Source organism: Inquilinus sp. OTU3971 (assembly GCF_038440215.1).
This window is the reverse complement of sequence record NZ_JASATH010000040.1, coordinates 30848-47123: the sequence shown is the minus strand read 5'-3', so window position 1 is coordinate 47123 and position 16276 is coordinate 30848. Positions and strand designations below refer to the sequence as shown.

Sequence of the window (16276 nt, the reverse complement as noted above, 5' to 3'; positions counted from 1 at the left end):
TGGTGTGGGGGGGCGGGGGCCCCGCCCCGGCGGGCGTCGCCGCGCCCGGCCGCGGCCCCGGCTGCGGCGCCCAGCAGCGAGCCGATGGTGGCGATCAGCCGGCTGCGCTCCATCTGCTCTGCGCCGCGCACCAGATGGCCACCCGCGATGTGGCCGGTCTCGTGCGCCAGCACGGCCATCAGCTCGCCGGCGCTGCGGGTCTGCAGGATCAGCCCGGAATAGACGAAGATGTTCTGGCCGCCGGCGACGAAGGCGTTCACGTCGTCGTCATTGACCAGGAAGATGGTGACCGCCTCCGGGTTCAGCCCGGCCGCCCGGAAGATTGGCGTCAGCATCTTGTGGATGCTAGTTTCGATCTCGGCGTCGCGGACCACCGGAATGCGTTGCGCCTGGGCCGCCGCGAGGGGCCCGACGATGACCGTCGCCAGGGCCAGCACCAAGATCCGAATGACCCGTCCCAACGCTCCGCTCCCTCCATGCCGGCGATCCATTGCGATGGATCATCACGCTATCGGCCGACTGTGTCGACCGGGTGGCGTCCTGCCCTCCACCCGAGCCGCCCGCCCATCATGAAGATCTCTCGCCGCGGCCAGGTGCCGCCCTTCATCGTCATGGATGTGATGACCGCCGCCGCCGCGCGCGAGAAGACGCATGGCGACGTGCTGCATCTCGAGGTCGGCCAGCCCAGCACCCCGGCCCCGGCCGGCGTTCTCGCGGCGGCGCAAGCGGCGCTGCGCGACGACAGGATCGGCTACACCGTGGCGCTGGGCATCCCGCCGCTGCGCCAGGCCATCGCCGACCATTACCGCCGCGCCTACGGCACCGCGGTGGCGCCGCAGCAGGTGGTGGTCACCACCGGCTCCTCCGGCGCCTTCCTGCTGGCCTTCCTGGCCGCCTTCGATGTCGGCGACCGGGTGGCGCTGGCGGCGCCGGGCTATCCGGCCTACCGCAACATCCTCACGGCATTGGGCATCGAGGCGGTGGAGATCCCGGCCGGGCCGGACACCCGCTACCAGCCGACGCCGGAGTTGCTGGAGAAGCATGGCGGCAAGCTCGACGGGCTGATCATCGCCAGCCCGGCGAATCCGACCGGCACCATGCTGTCGCCCGAGGCGCTGGCCGATCTCACGGCCTATTGCGACTCGCGCTCGATCCGGCTGGTGTCGGACGAGATCTATCACGGCATCACCTATGGCATGGGCACGGCCACGGCGCTGCAGACCAGCGGCAGCGCCATCATCGTCAACAGCTTCTCGAAATACTATTCGATGACCGGCTGGCGCCTGGGCTGGCTGGTGCTGCCGGAGGACATGCTGCGGCCGGTCGAATGCCTGGCCCAGAACCTCTACATCTCGCCGCCGACCCTGTCGCAATACGCGGCCGTGGCGGCCTTCGATTGCGGCGAGGAGCTGGACTGCAACGTCGCCCGCTACGCCCGCAACCGCAGCCTGCTCTTGGAGGCGCTGCCGCGCGCCGGCTTCGACCGGATGGCCCCGGCCGACGGCGCCTTCTATCTCTATGCTGAGATCGGCCACCTGACCAACGACAGCGTCGAATTCTGCCGGCGCATGCTGGCCGAGACCGGGGTGGCGGCGACGCCGGGCGTCGATTTCGACCCGGTGCGCGGCCACGCGACCATGCGCTTCTCCTTCGCCGGCGCGACCGAGGAGATGGCCGAGGCGGCGGACCGGCTGCACCGCTGGCTCCGCTGACATGGCGCGGGCGGCGCGGCGCCGGGCGTCCCGCTGGCGGCTGCCGTGCCTGCCTTTGCCGCGCCTCGCCTTGCCGGGCGCGCTCGGCCGCTGGTGGAGCCGGCGGCGCTGGTGGTCGAAGATCCTGTGGGGGCTCTTCGCCCTCCTGGTGCTGGCGCCGCTGGCGCTGACGATCGTCTATCGAGTGCTGCCGGTGCCGGTGACGCCGCTGATGGTGCTGCGCCTGTTCGAGGGTGAGGGCTGGCACCGCGACTGGGTGGGCTGGAGCGAAATCGCGCCGGTGATGGCCAAGGCCGCGGTAGCGGCGGAGGACAACCTGTTCTGCCGGCATGACGGCTTCGACTGGGAGTCGATGCAGAAGGCCTGGGACCGCTACCAGTCCGGCGTCGGCCGGCTGCGCGGCGGCAGCACCATCTCGAACCAGACGGCGAAGAACGTCTTCCTGTGGGACGGCCGCACCTTCATCCGCAAGGGCTTCGAGGCCTATCTGACCGTGATGATCGAGGCGCTGTGGCCGAAGCGCCGGATCATGGAGGTCTATCTCAACGTGGTCGAGCTCGGCCCCGGCATCTACGGGGTCGAGGCGGCGTCGCAGGCCTATTTCGGCAAGAGCGCGGCCCAGCTCTCGGCGCGCGAGGCGTCGCTCTTGGCCGCGGTGCTGCCGAACCCGCGCGGCTGGTCGGCCGGCAAGCCGTCGCGCTACGTCGCCGGCCGCGCCGCCACCATCCAGCGCCGCATCGGCCAGCTCGGCGACCTGCTGGACTGCGTGTCGTGACCCGGATCTGCAATCTTCCGTTCCTATAGTCGATCCATCGGGGAGGGAGGACCACATGGCCGACGACATCATCCTCAACACCAACATCGAGTATTCGCAGGACGGGCCGGCGACGGCGGCGCTGGCCGGCGGCGGTTTCGTCGCGGTGTGGGACGACGGCAACCAGGATGACGGCTTCGATGGCTTCACCGGTGTCTATGGCCGGGTCTTCGACGCGCAGGGGCGGGCACTGACGCTCGAATTCCACATCCCGCTCGACCATTACGACCAGCAGCTGCATGCCAAGGTCGTCGGCCTGCCCGACGGCGGCTTCGTCGTCGCCTGGGAATCGGACGGGGTCGACCAGACCGGCGCCGACAGCGACGAGTTCAACATCTTCATGCAGCGCTTCTCGGCGACCGGGCAGCGCATCGGCGCCCAGGTCCAAGTCAGCCCGGACCGCGATATCGACCAGAGGCTCGAGGATCTGGTGGCGCTGCCGGACGGCGGTTTCCGCATCGTCTATGCCGCCTCCAACCTGCGTACCGACTGGGACGCCTACACCCAGCGCTTCAACGCCACGGCCGGACGGGTCGGGGGCGAGGTGCTGCTCAACACCGACCTCGACACCGGCATCGCCTTCGCCGGCGGCTACCTGACCCCCGGCTATCAGTTGCTGCCGCGGGCCGACGGCAGCTTCATCGCCGTGTATTGGGAGGAGCCGGAGAGCTTGAACGGCCGGCAGGTCTACACGCAGCGCTACGACGCAGCCGGCCATGCGGTCGGCGCGCGCAGCCTGGTGTCGACTCTGGCGGGCCTCGACGACAACGCATTCCCGCGGATCGCGAATCTGGAGGGCGGCGGCTACACGGTGGCCTGGACCAAGCGGGATGACGAGGATCTCGACAACACCGATGTGTGGCTGCGGACCTATGACAGCCTCGGCCGGGCCCTGACCGGACCGGTGCAGGTGAACACCGACACGGTCGAGGGTCAGTATCTCGGCGAGGTCGTGGCGCTGCCGGGCGGCGGGTTCCTGGTGACCTACGCCTCGTGGTCGTCCGATGTCAGCGAGTTTCCTTACGACTATTATGGGGCGAACGGCCGCATCTATGACGCCGCCGGCCGGCCGATCAGCGACGTCTTCTACATCTCGGAATTTGTTTATGAGGACATGGGCAGCCTTGGCGCGATCAAGCTGCGCGACGGCGGCATCGTCGTCAGCTGGCATGGCGGCGCGCTGGTCGAGGAGGACATCTTCGCCACCGTCCTCGGCCAGGGCACGGCCGGCAACGACACCATCGTGGCGGTGGTCCCCGGCACATGGCGCGGCTTCGGCGGCGACGACCGCATCACCGGCACCGCCTTCGCCGACACCCTGGCGGGCGATGCGGGCAAGGACGACCTGCGGGGCGGCGCCGGCAACGACGTGCTCCGCGGCGGCGCGGGGGCCGACAAGCTCGACGGCGGCGCCGGCATCGACACCGCCAGCTACTATGAGAGCACGGTCGGAATCTCGGTCAGCCTCGCCACCGGCACCGGCGTCGGCGGCGACGCCCAGGGCGATACTTTGACAGGGGTCGAGACCATCTCAGGTGGCCAGGCCAATGACAGCCTGACCGGGAATGCGGGCGCCAACACGCTGCAAGGCTGGAACGGCGCCGACGTGCTCCGCGGCGGCTGGGGAGCGGATGTCCTCGACGGTGGCGCCGGCATCGATACCGCCAGCTACTACACCGCCTCGGCCGGGGTCGTGGTCGATCTCTCCACCGGCAAGGGCGTCGGCGGCGAGGCGCATGGCGACACGCTGGCCGGCATCGAGAACCTCAGCGGCAGCCAGGGCAACGACCAGCTGGCCGGGTCCGGCGGCGCCAATGTGCTGCAGGGCTGGGCCGGCAACGACGTCCTCATCGGCGGCCGCGGCGCGGACACGCTGACCGGCGGCGCCGGTGCCGACCGCTTCGTCTATATCGGCACGGTCCACAGCCCGGTCGGGGCCGGCGCCGACCGGATCACCGATTTCAGCCATGCCCAGGGCGATCGCATCGACCTGTCGGCCATCGACGCGAACACCGTCTCCGCCGGCAACCAGGCCTTCAGCGTCATCGGCGGCGCCCTCTACACCGGCGTCGCCGGGCAGTTGCGGTTCTCCATGGTCGGCGGCGTCACCACGGTCGCCGGAGACATCAACGGCGACAAGGTCAGCGACTTCCACATCACCCTGACCGGCGCCATGGCCCTCGCGGCCGCCGACTTCGTGCTGTAGGCGGCCCTAGCCGCCCGCGGCGCAGGCCGGCTCGGTGGTGACCGATCCGGCCGCGTCGCCGTCGAATTCCGCGTAGATCCGGCCGAGAGCGGTCAGCGCGCCGGTGTCGTCGACCAGCCGCGAGGTGACGGTCGCCTCGCGATAGGCGCCGGCGCCCATCCAGGCATAGCGCTCGACATAGGGACGGCGCTCCAGCTCGGGCAGGACCGTCGTCATGAACCGTTCCGTCGCCTCGGTGCTGTACCGGTTCCTGCGCCCGTCCCGCGCGGCCCAGTCGGAGACGGCGAATTCGGTGATCCAGATCGGCTTCCCGTAGGTCTCGTGGATGTCGTCGATCTTGCGCAGGAAGCTCTTGGCCGACGGCGCCCCGTACCAGTGGACGGCGACGAAATCATAGTCCTTGCCCTGCTCGACCATGCGGGCGGAGAAGCCCTCGAACCAGGGGCCGAGCGCATTGACGGCCGCCGGGCTGCCGATCCGGCGGGCGAGCGGCCTGAGCCGGTCCCAGGCGCCGACCGCCTGGTCGACCGACATGTCGGCCTGGCGCCGCCCGTCCGGCTCGTTGAAGGCTAGCAGGGCGCAGGGCATCGGTCCGGCCTCGAGCTGCGCGACCTGCCGGTCCATCTTGGCGCCTGCCGACCAGATCATCGGCACGAACTGCGCCGACCCGGCCTGCGCGATCGGCTCGGTGTTCCAGGTGTAGTACCAGCGGGCGTCGAGCCGCCGGATCGTCTCGGCCGCGTCGCCGTCCCTGGGACCGATCGCGACGCCTTTCTTGTCGCCGGCCGCTGCGGGCATGGCGGCGACAAGCGCACAGACGGCGGCACAGAGGAGGGCGATGAGCCTCATCTTGACCTCGGCAGCTCGGGGGTCGGGCGCATAGGGGTAGCATCTTTGGCCGCCGGCACAAACCGCGGGGCGACAAGCGGCCGGCCCGTCAAATTATCGTCAATTGCGCGGCAAATGCCATTTGTTGTCCCGCCGTCGCGCCTTGCCGATAGTGACAAGAACCGTGGTCGCCGTGCCCACCCGCAACAGGGCGGGCAGCCCGACATACCCCGGATCGACGGCCGCGATGCCCGCAAGCGCAGGAGGTTTCGATGCCGAGTCCGTTCCCGCCTTTCGCCGCCCTGGCCCTGCACCAGGGCAACAGCCGGAACCTGCAGCTGGTCGGCGTCGGCGACGACGGCGCGCTGTATCTGGCAGCCTGGCAGTCGCACGCCACCGGCGCCTGGACGGTGCCGGACACGAACGTGCTGGCGTTCCAGACGGGAACGTTCTCGGCCGTCGCCCTGGCCAGCGGCAACAGCGACCGCCTGCAGGTGCTGGGCCTGGGGGCCGACCAGCAGATCTACCTCGCCGCCTGGCAGTACGAGGATGGCACTTGGCTTGCGCCGATCCAGGCGAATGCCGGTCCGATGGGCGACCCGGCGCGCCGCTACACGGCTGTGGCGGCCCATCGCGGCGCCGGCTATCTGAACGTGTTCGGCCTGGGGACGGATGGGCGGATCTACGTCGTCGCGACGCAGGACGGCAGCGGCCGCTGGCAGGCCGATGGCCGCATTCTCAGCACCCCTGGGATATCCTATGCGTCCATGGTGGCGGTGACGGACGCCCAGGGCTGGCTGCAGCTGCTGGGCCTCGGGACCGACGGGCGGGCCTATTGGCTCGCCTCGCTCAGCGACGGCTGGACCCGTCGGGGCGAGGCGATCGGAAATCCGAAGCATCGGTACACGGCGCTGGCCGCCGCGCTGAGCAATGGCGGCAACCTGCAGGTCATGGGGCTGGGCACCGACCGGAAGATCTACCTGGCCGCCTGGCAGGACGGTAAGGGCAAATGGAATGTGCCCAAGACCTATGGCGGCCCTCTCGGCCATGACGCCCGGTCCTATGTCGCGATCACGGCTCATACCGGTGCCGACCGCAATCTCCAGGTCGTCTGCCTGGGCCAGGACGGACTGGCCTATCTCGCCGTCTATCAGGATAAGTCGGGCGCTTGGCATTCTCCGTCCTCGCGGAGCAGCGGTCCGCTCGGTGGGACGCTGCTGACTTACCAGGCTCTGGCTCTGGACAGCGGCGATCATGCGGATAAGGACCACCCGGGCAATCTGCAGGTGGTCGGCCTCGGCGCGGGCGAGAATGACGACGGTATTCCCTATCTGGTCGCGAGCCAGACCCGGGACGGGCGTTGGCACGCAGGCGGACCGCTGGGCAAGGTCAGGTCGCCGCTCGTGAACTGGGAGGCTCCGACCGGGCGGGGCGTGGTCGGCGGATGCGTCGCGTTCGGCCGGTTCTGGGTGACGCAGGGCAACTCGGTCGTATCGTTCGACGCCATCTCGGGCGCGCCCGGACCGACACTGTCGGGCTTCGGCGACAACGCCAGCCCGCGGGTCGTGTGGCCATACGGCGCGTTTCTGGCAGTCGGCTGCGACGACGGCATCGTCTACAACATGGATCCTGAGACCGGCCAGGGCCACATCGAGGTGGTCGACCTCCAGGAACCGGCCTGGTGGATGGAGTCTCATGACGGGGCGCTGTTCGTCGCCGGGAACGGCATCTTCCGGATCGGTCCCGACGGAAACACCAGCGTCTGCGCCCAGGGCGACATCGTGTCCGGCACGCCCGCGGTCGCTGATGGCATCCTGTATGTGCCGGTCCATCCGCCGCATCTCGGACCCAGTGTCGATGCGTTCGATGCGACGACCCTGGCCAAGCTGTGGTCGGTCACTGCCGACGGCATACCGGGGCCGGTCTTCTGCGACGGCGCGCGGCTGTGCTTTGCCACAGACCGGAAGTCGCTTTACGTCTGCGATGCGGCCAGCGGAGCACTGGTAACCCCGAGAAAAAAGCCGATCGGGCTCGATTCCACGACCGAAATCGCCCCGGTGTACAGCAACGGCAGTTGCTACATCGCATTCCGTGACGCCGTGCAAGCCATCAACCTCACGGGCAGGAGGCCGGGCAGGCATTTCGCCCCGATCCGGAATCCGGTCGGCGCGCCGATCCTGAACGCGAACGGCGTGCTGTTCTATGCCAGCGAGGGCCAGATCTGCGTGATCGATACCAGCGCGAAATCGGATGTGATGGAGACCTACCAGACGGCCAATCCGCCGCCCTTCCTTGCCGCCTACCAGGACGGCGCCTTGTACTTCGCCGACCATGTCAACGCCACGGCCGTTCGGCTTGACGAAGCGATCCATCAGTACTACGCCGACGCGAGCCTGATTCAGGATTTCGATTTTTCCAACAGCGTTCGCAACCCTGGAATGACACCGAACTTCCAGGTGGATGTCACCCTGTTCGACAAGGACGGTTCGCCGCGCGGCGGCCAGCCCGTTCGCCTGACCGCGACCGCCCCGACGACCGTCACCTATCAGGGGCGGACCATGCCCCTGTCCGCCACGGATTTCGTGGACGTTGCGACTGACGGGGCGGGGCGGTTCCGCATCGCGGTCAAGGCGGGCGCCTACGGCCGTGATGGCCGGTTTTATCAAGGGTTGACAGCGCCGGAGCTGCTGCTGACCTCGCCCTTCATGGATCCGAGGATGCGCTTCGTGGTCCGCCCGCACGGCCAGTTGCAGGGCCAGTTGGCCACCATCACCAAGGACCAGCTGAAGAACGCCACCGGCTATGACAAGAAGCCGATCCTGAAGGACCACTATCGCAACGACAAGGCTCTGGACGCCGCCGCGGGAGCGATCAACCAGACGGCCGGCATGGTCCGGACCTCGATGACCGAGGGGCGCAAGGGCGCGGCGGGGGACATGTATTGCAGTTCCGACTGCGACATGGCGGTGGCCTGTTGCATGCCGTCCGGCGACCCTGGCTGCCGGGTGACCTGCGACCAGTCCTTTTCCTTCAGCCTGTCCGGAGACCAGGCGCATTTCCGGCTACTCTCGGCCGTGGAGGCGGAGGCCGCCGCTGCCACCCTCGCCGGGTCGGTGGGGATGCTGGGGGACTGGGACGATTTCTGGGATGATGTCACGTCCAACGCGGCCAAGGTGACCGGCGCCGTGATCCAGGCGGTCGCCGACGGCGCCCGGGCATCGATCCACTACATCACCAAGACCGGCCCGAAGCTCGTGGAGGGCGTGATCGGTGCCATCGAACAGGCCACGCTGCTGGTGCAAGGGATCTTCAACGAGATCGCCATCGCGATGCGGCGCGTGGTGGAGGCGGTCAGCTTCCTGTTCGATTGGAAGAAGATCCTCGACGTGCACGACAGTATTCGCGAGGAGGTGAACCAAGCCTGGACGGCGCTGGAGAGCGGGGCCGGCGGCGTTTCCCTGGACGGCATCAAGGACGCCTTCAAGACGAAGCTGTGCACATTGAAGACAGAGGCCGACAAGGCCTTTTGCTCGGCCAAATCCGCTATCGGCAATCGATCGGTGCTCTCACTGCAATCGGAGGCGGCGGGCAAGTCGAAAACGATGGCCGCGCCCGTGCAGGGCAACTGGCTGCAGGCGAAGATGCAGGATAGCATCGCCGCCTCCGCTGTGGCTGGACCGTCGAACGGGCTCGCCGCCGCTGCGCCGAGCTCGCTGGATTTCGATCCGGGTGACAAGGTCAGGAGCCTGTTCGACGACTTCCTGTCCAAGGTCGGTGATTCGGTGGCGGCCGACTACCGGAAGACGATCGACAATATCCGTGAGGATCTCGACCTCCAGTCCGGCGCAGGGCTCCTGGCGCGCGGGCTTTCCGTGATCTTCGACATCATAAACGGTCTTGTGGGTATCGCGATCCATGTCGGGCAGGCGGTGATAGGCCTGCTGATGGATCTGCTCAAAGCCCTGGTCGGTGCCGCCAGGGACTTCATCAATCAGGACCCCGGCATTCCATTCCTCTCCAATCTCTACAACTGGGCCACCAATGGCGACAAGCTGACCCTCCTGGACCTGTTTTGCCTGATCGTCGCGGTTCCCACTGCTTTCGCCCTGAAGCTGATCAGCCGAGAACCAGCCTACGCCTCTGAGCTGACGGCGGAGGCACCCGCGAGGCGGCTGCAAGGTGCGGAGAGGCCTCCGCTGCCGGTTGGCTGGATGACTGTCGCGGCCGGATGTGCACAGGCCGGCTGGGGGGTGTTGTCCGGGTTCATGGGAGCGATGGATGTGGCGACCCAGGGCCAGGCGGATCGCAACGCTTGGTGGAAGGAGTTGCGGATCAGATGCGTGGTTCCGTCGCTGGTCGTGGTGCGCGGATTGCTGGCCGGCGCGATCTACCTGCATCAGAAGCGACCGGACGCTCTGGTCTGGCTGATCTGGGCATTGCCCACCCTCGTCATCGGTCTGGATGTCGTCACGCTCGCCTGCGCCACCTCGGGAGGGGTACCGCTCGGGTGGAAAATCCTGTCCACGATTCTCAGTTGCTTGACCGGGGCACTCGTCGTTGGCATGGCCGCCTTCCTGTTCATGGATGGCCCGCGGCAGCTCGGGGACATCCTCGCCCTCGGCTTCTCCGTCGCCGTCGGCGTCTCGTTGATCTGCAAGTTGGCTATCCTTATCAACAAGCCGATGTGGTTGGCGCTGCTCGTGGTGGTCGCGGGCGGGGCGGCCACGGCAGCTTCGGGAGGGATGGAGATCGCGCGCGGATTGATCGCGATGTTGGGCGATGCGGAGGCTGCTTAGGCCGCCTTCGACGCGCCGGACGATGACACCGGTATTGACGGCAGCGCCACGCTGGGCGGTGCGTTTTTCGGCCGGCGTCCTGTCCTTCGCGCGCCATGCGCCGATCGTGCACCGTCGCTTCGAACATCCTCGATCACTCACGGAATTCAGACTGGAGTCCAGGCCGGCCAGGCCGCTATCCTGTAGAGGCCTGCGCCCGGCCGGGGGGAGCGTTGCCGAAACGGCGCCTCTCTCATCCCGGGCTATACCCCTAGTCTGATTCCACCAGTTCTCGAGAGCCATGGCCGACGCCTCGCCATCGAGCGTGACGCCTTGGCTCCTTCCGCAGCGATCGAGGCTTCGCCGATGAACGACGTCTTCAAGGCCGAGGATTCCGCCGCCCTGCAATTCGGCATCGGCCAGCCCGTGTCCCGGATGGAGGATCCGGTCCTGCTGCGGGGCGAGGGCCGCTACACCGACGATGTCAGCCTGCCCGGCCAGGCCTATGCCGCCTTCGTGCGCAGCCCTCATGCCCATGGCGTCATCGCCGGCATCGACGCCGAGGCGGCCCAGGCCATGCCGGGCGTGCTCGCGATCTACACCGCTTCCGACCTTGCCCCGATGGGCTATGGGCCGCTGAAATGCCTGTTCGCGTTCCAGAACCGCGACGGCTCGCCGATGGCGAAGCCGCTGCGCCATGCGCTGGCTGCGGAGAAGGTGCGCTTCGTCGGCGATCCGGTCGCGGTCGTGATCGCCGAGACCGCCGACCAGGCGCGCGACGCGGCCGAGGCCGTCGCGCTCGACATCGACCCGCTGCCGGCGGTGACGCGCGTCGCGGAGGCCATCGCGCCCGGTGCGCCCCAGCTCTACGACGATGCGCCCTGCAACCTGGTGCTCGACTATCATTTCGGCGAGACCGAGAAGGTGGCCGAGGCCTTCGCCAGGGCGGCCCATGTCACCCGGCTGGAGATCCTCAACAACCGCGTCGTCGTCAACGCCATGGAGCCGCGCGCGGCCGTGGTCGAGTACGATTCCGAAACCCGCCGCTTCACCATCCATGCGCCGAGCCAGGGCGTGTTCGGCAAGCGCAACAACCTGGCCGAGGCGATGGGCCTGCCGCCCGACCGGATCCACCTGATCACCGGCCATGTCGGCGGCTCCTTCGGCATGAAGGGCGCGGTGTTCCCGGAATATGTCTGCCTGCTGCACGCCGCCCGGGCGCTTGGCCGGCCGGTGAAATGGACCGACCAGCGCTCCGACAGCTTCGTCTCCGACCATCACGGCCGCGACATGGAGGTGGTGGGCGAGCTGGCGCTCGACGCCGAGGGCCGCTTCCTCGCCACCCGCTTCACCGGCTACGGCAATCTGGGGGCCTATGTCTCGCAGGTCGGCCCGATGATGACGACGTTGAACATCGCCAAGAACTCGATCGGCATGTACCGCACGCCGCTGGTCGAGGTGAACACGATCTGCGCCGTCACCAACACCGTGCCGATCGGCGCCTATCGCGGCGCCGGGCGGCCGGAGGGCAACTACTACATGGAGCGGCTGATCGACACGGCCGCCAGCGAGATCGGCATCGACCGGGTCGAGCTGCGCCGCCGCAACATGGTGGCGCCGGGCGAGCTGCCCTGGAAGACCCCGGCCGGCACCGCCTATGACAGCGGCGATTTCCCGGGGCTGCTCGCCCGCGCCGTCGCGGCCGCGGATTGGGACGGCTTCGCCGCCCGGCGAGAGGAGAGCGTCGCCCGCGGCAAGCTGCGCGGCCGTGGCATCGGCTGCTATCTCGAGGTGACGGCGCCGCCGGCGAACGAGATGGGCGGCCTGCATTTCGAGCCGGATGGCACCGTCACCATCGTCACCGGCACGCTCGACTACGGCCAGGGCCACTGGACGCCCTTCGCCCAGGTGCTGCATTCGAAGCTCGGCATCCCGCTCGACCGCATCCGCCTGGTCCAGGGCGACAGCGACCGGCTGATCGCGGGCGGCGGCACCGGCGGCTCGAAATCGATCATGGCCAGCGGCGCCGCGATCCTGGAGGCGGGCGACCGGGTGATCGAGAAGGGCCGGCAGATCGCCGGCCACCTGCTGGAGGCCGGCGCCTTCGACGTCGAATTCCGCAACGGCCGCTTCACCGTGGCCGGCACCGATCGCGGCATCGCCCTGATGGAGCTGGCCGGCCGGCTGACCGCAGGGATGCAACTGCCGCCCGACGTGCCGGACTCGCTCGATGTCGACCATGTGTTCAAGCTGGCGCCGTCGGCCTATCCGAACGGCTGCCACGTCGCCGAGGTCGAGATCGACCCGGACACCGGCACCACTTCGGTGTTGCGCTATGTCATGGTCAACGACTTCGGCACGGTGGTGAACCCGCTGCTGGTCGAGGGCCAGCTGCATGGCGGCGTCATGCAGGGCGTCGGCCAGGCGCTGATGGAGCGCACCGTCTACGACCCGGAGGGCCAGCTGACCACCGGCTCCTTCGTCGACTACCAGATGCCGCGCGCCGCCGACGCCCCGCCGGTCTTCACCTTCGAGAGCCGGCCGCAGCCCACCGCGACCAACCCGCTGGGCGCCAAGGGCTGCGGCGAGGCCGGCTGCGCCGGGTCGCTGCCGGCCGTCATGAACGCCGTGGTCGACGCGCTGTCCGGCCTCGGCATCCGCCACATCGACATGCCGGCGACGCCGCTGGCGATCTGGCAGCGGATCGCGGCCGGGCAGGGGTGATCGGGCTCTGTCGCTAGCTACGGCCGCGCCGCAAGTTCTGTCGTATTTCGAGTTTTAATCTTTTGATCATGTCTTATGTCTGGGGATTGCTCGCGTGGGCATATAATATGTTGCATTGCATAGAAAATATTATTTCCTTCTGGTGGTCGTATTAACAATTGATTGACCGTCTCTTGCCGCCGGTACACTGTTAGCTTGTTCGTTTGAATATGATTAGAAGAATTTGCTCTGATTTTTATCAATCGGGCTATCGTTGGCCCACCAAGCTATGGGGTGGATTGATATGGAAAGCCAGGTTTCAGAGAAGTGGTCGATCACCAACGTACAGATTACCTGCGATACTCACTGGTGGGGTTTTGTATTACATTTGAACGAAGATGCGACTCAGCTGCTGGAGAAGATTGACGATTTTGCTGGAAAGTTGGTCGATGCTCTGGGGTCGGAAATCAAGCCCATTGCGGATCTAATAAAACTTTACCTGAAAATCCGAAATATCGTGATCAAGGCTGAGGATCAAGGTCAAGGTGTGAAGTTGGTCTCGCCGTGGATCATGCCGACGCTTCTCGTTCCGCTCCCAGAGAACCAGCACATCAACGACTCCCAGTTGCGCTGGTCGGTCTACGGTGAGGATCAGGGGGCTTGGCTGGACGAGCAGAAGATGGCGAAGGTGTTCTCGGATGATGGCCCGACGCTCTCGGTGTTCCGAGACAAGCTGTACTGTGTGGCGCGGGGATCGTCGGACAATCAGAGCCTTTGGTGGATGTCGTTTGACGGCCAGTGGAGTGAATACTCCCGGATCGATGGAGTGTTTTCGGCTGCAGGTCCGGCGTTGGCCACGTATCGCGACAAGCTCTATTGCGCGGCCAGAGGTTCGAGCGACAATGAACATCTCTGGTGGATGGCTTATGATGGCAACAGCTGGAGCCAGTATCGTCCGGTGGATGGGGCGTATACTGCCGATCGCCCGGCATTGTCGGTGTATCGGGATAGACTCTATTGCGTGGCCAGAGGATCCAGTGACAACGAGAGCCTTTGGTGGACGGAGTACGACGGGTATAACTGGGGGCCATATCGGAAGATCGATGGAGCCTATACCGCTGCTGGACCAGCGCTTGCGACTTTCGGCGATAAGCTTTACTGCGTCGCACGTGGCTCCAGTGATAATGAAAGTCTCTGGTGGATGGAATTTGACGGAAATAACTGGAGCCAGTATCGTAAGATCGACAAGGTATTTTCGGCAGATGGGCCGGCGCTGGCGGTATTTGAGAACAAGATTTACTGTATGGCGAGGGGCTCAAGCGACAACGAGAGCTTGTGGTGGATGTCTTATGATGGGAATAGCTGGAGCCGATACACCAAGATTCCAGGAGTCTATTCGGCTCGACGGCCGGCAATTATGCAGTATCGTCACAGCGCTGGAACGCGCGACCAACTGCTCTGCGTTCATCGCGGCATTGAGACGTGAAATTTTCATCTGTGGTTGGCGCCAAAGGTAGCGTAGACGCCAGCAAACGGGATCTGTGTTGAGGCCCTTGTCAGGGTTCGCGGCGCCGATTGCGAAGATCGGCGCCGCAGCCTTGCCCGCGGGGCCGCGTTGTGGCCAAAGCCCTGGAATGTCCGACCGGCCCTCGCGGCGGGTATCCAGGGGGGACGATCGTCCTCAGTCCCGCCGCTCAGTCCTCCTCGGCCGCCAGTTGCGCCAGGATCCGGCCGCGGCCCATCTGGCGCAGCACCAGCGGCACCACCACGACCAGCACGGTGATCGCCAGCAGGGTGATCGAGATCGGCGAGGAGACCAGGATCATCGGGTCGCCCCGGCTGTTCTGCAGCGCCCGGCGCAGCGGCAGCTCCGCCATCGGCCCCAGGATGAAGCCCACGACCACCGGCGCGATTGGGTAGTGGAAGCGGCGCAGCATGTAGCCCAACAGCCCGAAGGCCAGCAGCAGCCCCAGCTGGAACGACGACGGGTTGGATCCGATCGTGCCGAGCGTGGCGAACACCAGGATGCCGCCATACAGCCAGGGGCGGGGGATCGACAGCAGGCGGACCCACAGCCCGACCAGCGGCAGGTTCAAGACCAGCAGCATGGCGTTGGCGACGAACAGGCTGGCGATCAGGCCCCAGACCAGATCCGGGTTGCTCTCGAACAGCAGCGGGCCGGGCTGGATGTTGTATTGCTGGAACCCGGCCAGCATGATCGCCGCCGTCGCCGAGGTCGGCAGGCCGAGCGTCAGCAGCGGCACCAGCGTGCCGGCGGCCGAGGCGTTGTTCGCCGCCTCCGGCCCGGCCACGCCCTCGATCGCGCCATGGCCGAACTCCTCGGGATGCTTCGACAGCTTCTTCTCGGTGGCGTAGGACAGGAAGGTCGGGATCTCGGCGCCGCCGGCGGGCATGGCGCCGATCGGGAAGCCGAACAGCGTGCCGCGCAGCCAGGGCTTCCAGGACCGCTTCCAGTCCGACTTGCTCATCCAGATCGAGCCACGGATCGGCTCGACATGCTCCTCGGTGCGGCCCTGGCTGCCGGCGACCGACAGCGCCTCGCCGATGGCGAACAGGGCGACCGCCAGGATGGTGACGCCGATGCCGCCCAGCAGCTCCGGGCTGCCGAAGGTCAGCCGCGCCCGGCCGCTCAGATCGTCGAGGCCGATCAGGCCGATGGCCAGGCCGATGGCCAACGAGGTCAGGCCGCGCATCGGTGAATCGCCGAAGGCCGCGGAAACGGTGACGAAGGCCAGGATGATCAGCGCGAACTTCTCCGGCTCGCCGAAGGAGATCGCGATCTTGGCGATCTCCGGGGCGATGAAGGCCAGGCCCGCCGTCGCGATCAGCCCGGCGACGAAGGACCCGATCGCCGCCGTGGCCAAAGCCGGGCCGCCGCGGCCGGCGCGGGCCATCTTGTTGCCCTCCAGCGCCGTGATGATCGAGGCGCTCTCGCCCGGGGTGTTGAGCAGGATCGAGGTGGTCGACCCGCCATACATGCCGCCGTAATAGATGCCGGCGAACATGATCAGCGAGCCCCCGGGGTCGAGGGAGTAGGTCACCGGCAGCAGCAGCGCCACGGTCAGGGCCGGGCCGATGCCGGGCAGCACGCCGACCGCGGTGCCGAGGGTGACGCCGATCAGGGCATACAGCAGGTTGACCGGCTGTAGGGCGACGGCGAAGCCCTGGGCGAGGAAGCTGAAGGTGTCCATGCGTCAGGCCCCAATCATGAAAACAA

The 16276-nt window shown here is 67.1% G+C and carries 9 protein-coding genes; 6 read left to right on the top strand and 3 right to left on the bottom strand.

Annotated elements, in window-relative coordinates:
- The coding region (locus tag AAHM41_RS12825; RefSeq protein WP_342236933.1) for a M48 family metallopeptidase at positions 1 to 461 on the bottom strand (461 nt) is incomplete at its 3' end.
- Positions 462 to 569: 108 nt separating this feature from the next.
- Here AAHM41_RS12825 and AAHM41_RS12820 point away from each other — a divergent pair.
- Genes AAHM41_RS12820 through AAHM41_RS12810 form a run of 3 tightly spaced genes read left to right on the top strand, consistent with a single transcriptional unit; the run spans position 570 to position 4732 of the window.
- Positions 570 to 1712: an aminotransferase class I/II-fold pyridoxal phosphate-dependent enzyme gene (locus AAHM41_RS12820; RefSeq protein ID WP_342236932.1), complete on the top strand. Its 1143-nt coding sequence runs from the start codon at positions 570 to 572 to the stop codon at positions 1710 to 1712.
- 1 nt (position 1713) lies between these two features.
- Positions 1714 to 2487: a monofunctional biosynthetic peptidoglycan transglycosylase gene (gene mtgA, locus AAHM41_RS12815; RefSeq protein WP_342236931.1), complete on the top strand. Its 774-nt coding sequence runs from the start codon at positions 1714 to 1716 to the stop codon at positions 2485 to 2487.
- Positions 2488 to 2542: 55 nt separating this feature from the next.
- Positions 2543 to 4732 carry a calcium-binding protein gene (locus tag AAHM41_RS12810; protein ID WP_342236930.1) on the top strand — a complete coding sequence of 730 codons (2190 nt, stop codon included), beginning with the start codon at positions 2543 to 2545 and terminating at the stop codon, positions 4730 to 4732.
- Positions 4733 to 4738: 6 nt separating this feature from the next.
- On the opposite strand, the gene AAHM41_RS12805 is transcribed toward AAHM41_RS12810, so the two are convergent.
- The gene (locus AAHM41_RS12805) at positions 4739 to 5581 is read right to left on the bottom strand and encodes a glycosyl hydrolase (protein ID WP_342236929.1); all 843 of its coding nucleotides are present in this window, start codon (positions 5579 to 5581) and stop codon (positions 4739 to 4741) included.
- Positions 5582 to 5832: 251 nt separating this feature from the next.
- Here AAHM41_RS12805 and AAHM41_RS12800 point away from each other — a divergent pair, with 251 nt between their 5' ends.
- The 3 genes from AAHM41_RS12800 (at position 5833) to AAHM41_RS12790 (ending at position 14524) form a co-directional block, all read left to right on the top strand.
- Positions 5833 to 10356, top strand: coding sequence for a hypothetical protein (locus AAHM41_RS12800; RefSeq protein WP_342236928.1), 4524 nt, complete (start codon positions 5833 to 5835; stop codon positions 10354 to 10356).
- Between the two features lie 345 nt (positions 10357 to 10701).
- Entirely contained in the window at positions 10702 to 13059 is a 2358-nt protein-coding gene (locus AAHM41_RS12795) for a xanthine dehydrogenase family protein molybdopterin-binding subunit (RefSeq protein WP_342236927.1), read from the top strand.
- A 283-nt stretch (positions 13060 to 13342) separates the two neighbouring features.
- The gene (locus AAHM41_RS12790) at positions 13343 to 14524 is read left to right on the top strand and encodes a hypothetical protein (RefSeq protein ID WP_342236926.1); all 1182 of its coding nucleotides are present in this window, start codon (positions 13343 to 13345) and stop codon (positions 14522 to 14524) included.
- Positions 14525 to 14732: 208 nt separating this feature from the next.
- Here AAHM41_RS12790 and AAHM41_RS12785 read toward each other — a convergent pair whose 3' ends face one another.
- The gene (locus AAHM41_RS12785; RefSeq protein ID WP_342236925.1) at positions 14733 to 16250 is read right to left on the bottom strand and encodes a tripartite tricarboxylate transporter permease; all 1518 of its coding nucleotides are present in this window, start codon (positions 16248 to 16250) and stop codon (positions 14733 to 14735) included.
- Between the last annotated feature and the right edge of the window lie 26 nt (positions 16251 to 16276).

Excerpts from the sequence above, each read along its gene's own strand:
- AAHM41_RS12790 (WP_342236926.1), top strand. The coding sequence starts at position 13,343 with ATGGAAAGCCAGGTTTCAGAGAAGTGGTCGATCACCAACGTACAGATT.
- AAHM41_RS12805 (WP_342236929.1), bottom strand. The coding sequence starts at position 5,581 with ATGAGGCTCATCGCCCTCCTCTGTGCCGCCGTCTGTGCGCTTGTCGCC.
- AAHM41_RS12820 (WP_342236932.1), top strand. The coding sequence starts at position 570 with ATGAAGATCTCTCGCCGCGGCCAGGTGCCGCCCTTCATCGTCATGGAT.
- mtgA (WP_342236931.1), top strand. The coding sequence starts at position 1,714 with ATGGCGCGGGCGGCGCGGCGCCGGGCGTCCCGCTGGCGGCTGCCGTGC.
- AAHM41_RS12800 (WP_342236928.1), top strand. The coding sequence starts at position 5,833 with ATGCCGAGTCCGTTCCCGCCTTTCGCCGCCCTGGCCCTGCACCAGGGC.
- AAHM41_RS12810 (WP_342236930.1), top strand. The coding sequence starts at position 2,543 with ATGGCCGACGACATCATCCTCAACACCAACATCGAGTATTCGCAGGAC.
- AAHM41_RS12795 (WP_342236927.1), top strand. The coding sequence starts at position 10,702 with ATGAACGACGTCTTCAAGGCCGAGGATTCCGCCGCCCTGCAATTCGGC.
- AAHM41_RS12785 (WP_342236925.1), bottom strand. The coding sequence starts at position 16,250 with ATGGACACCTTCAGCTTCCTCGCCCAGGGCTTCGCCGTCGCCCTACAG.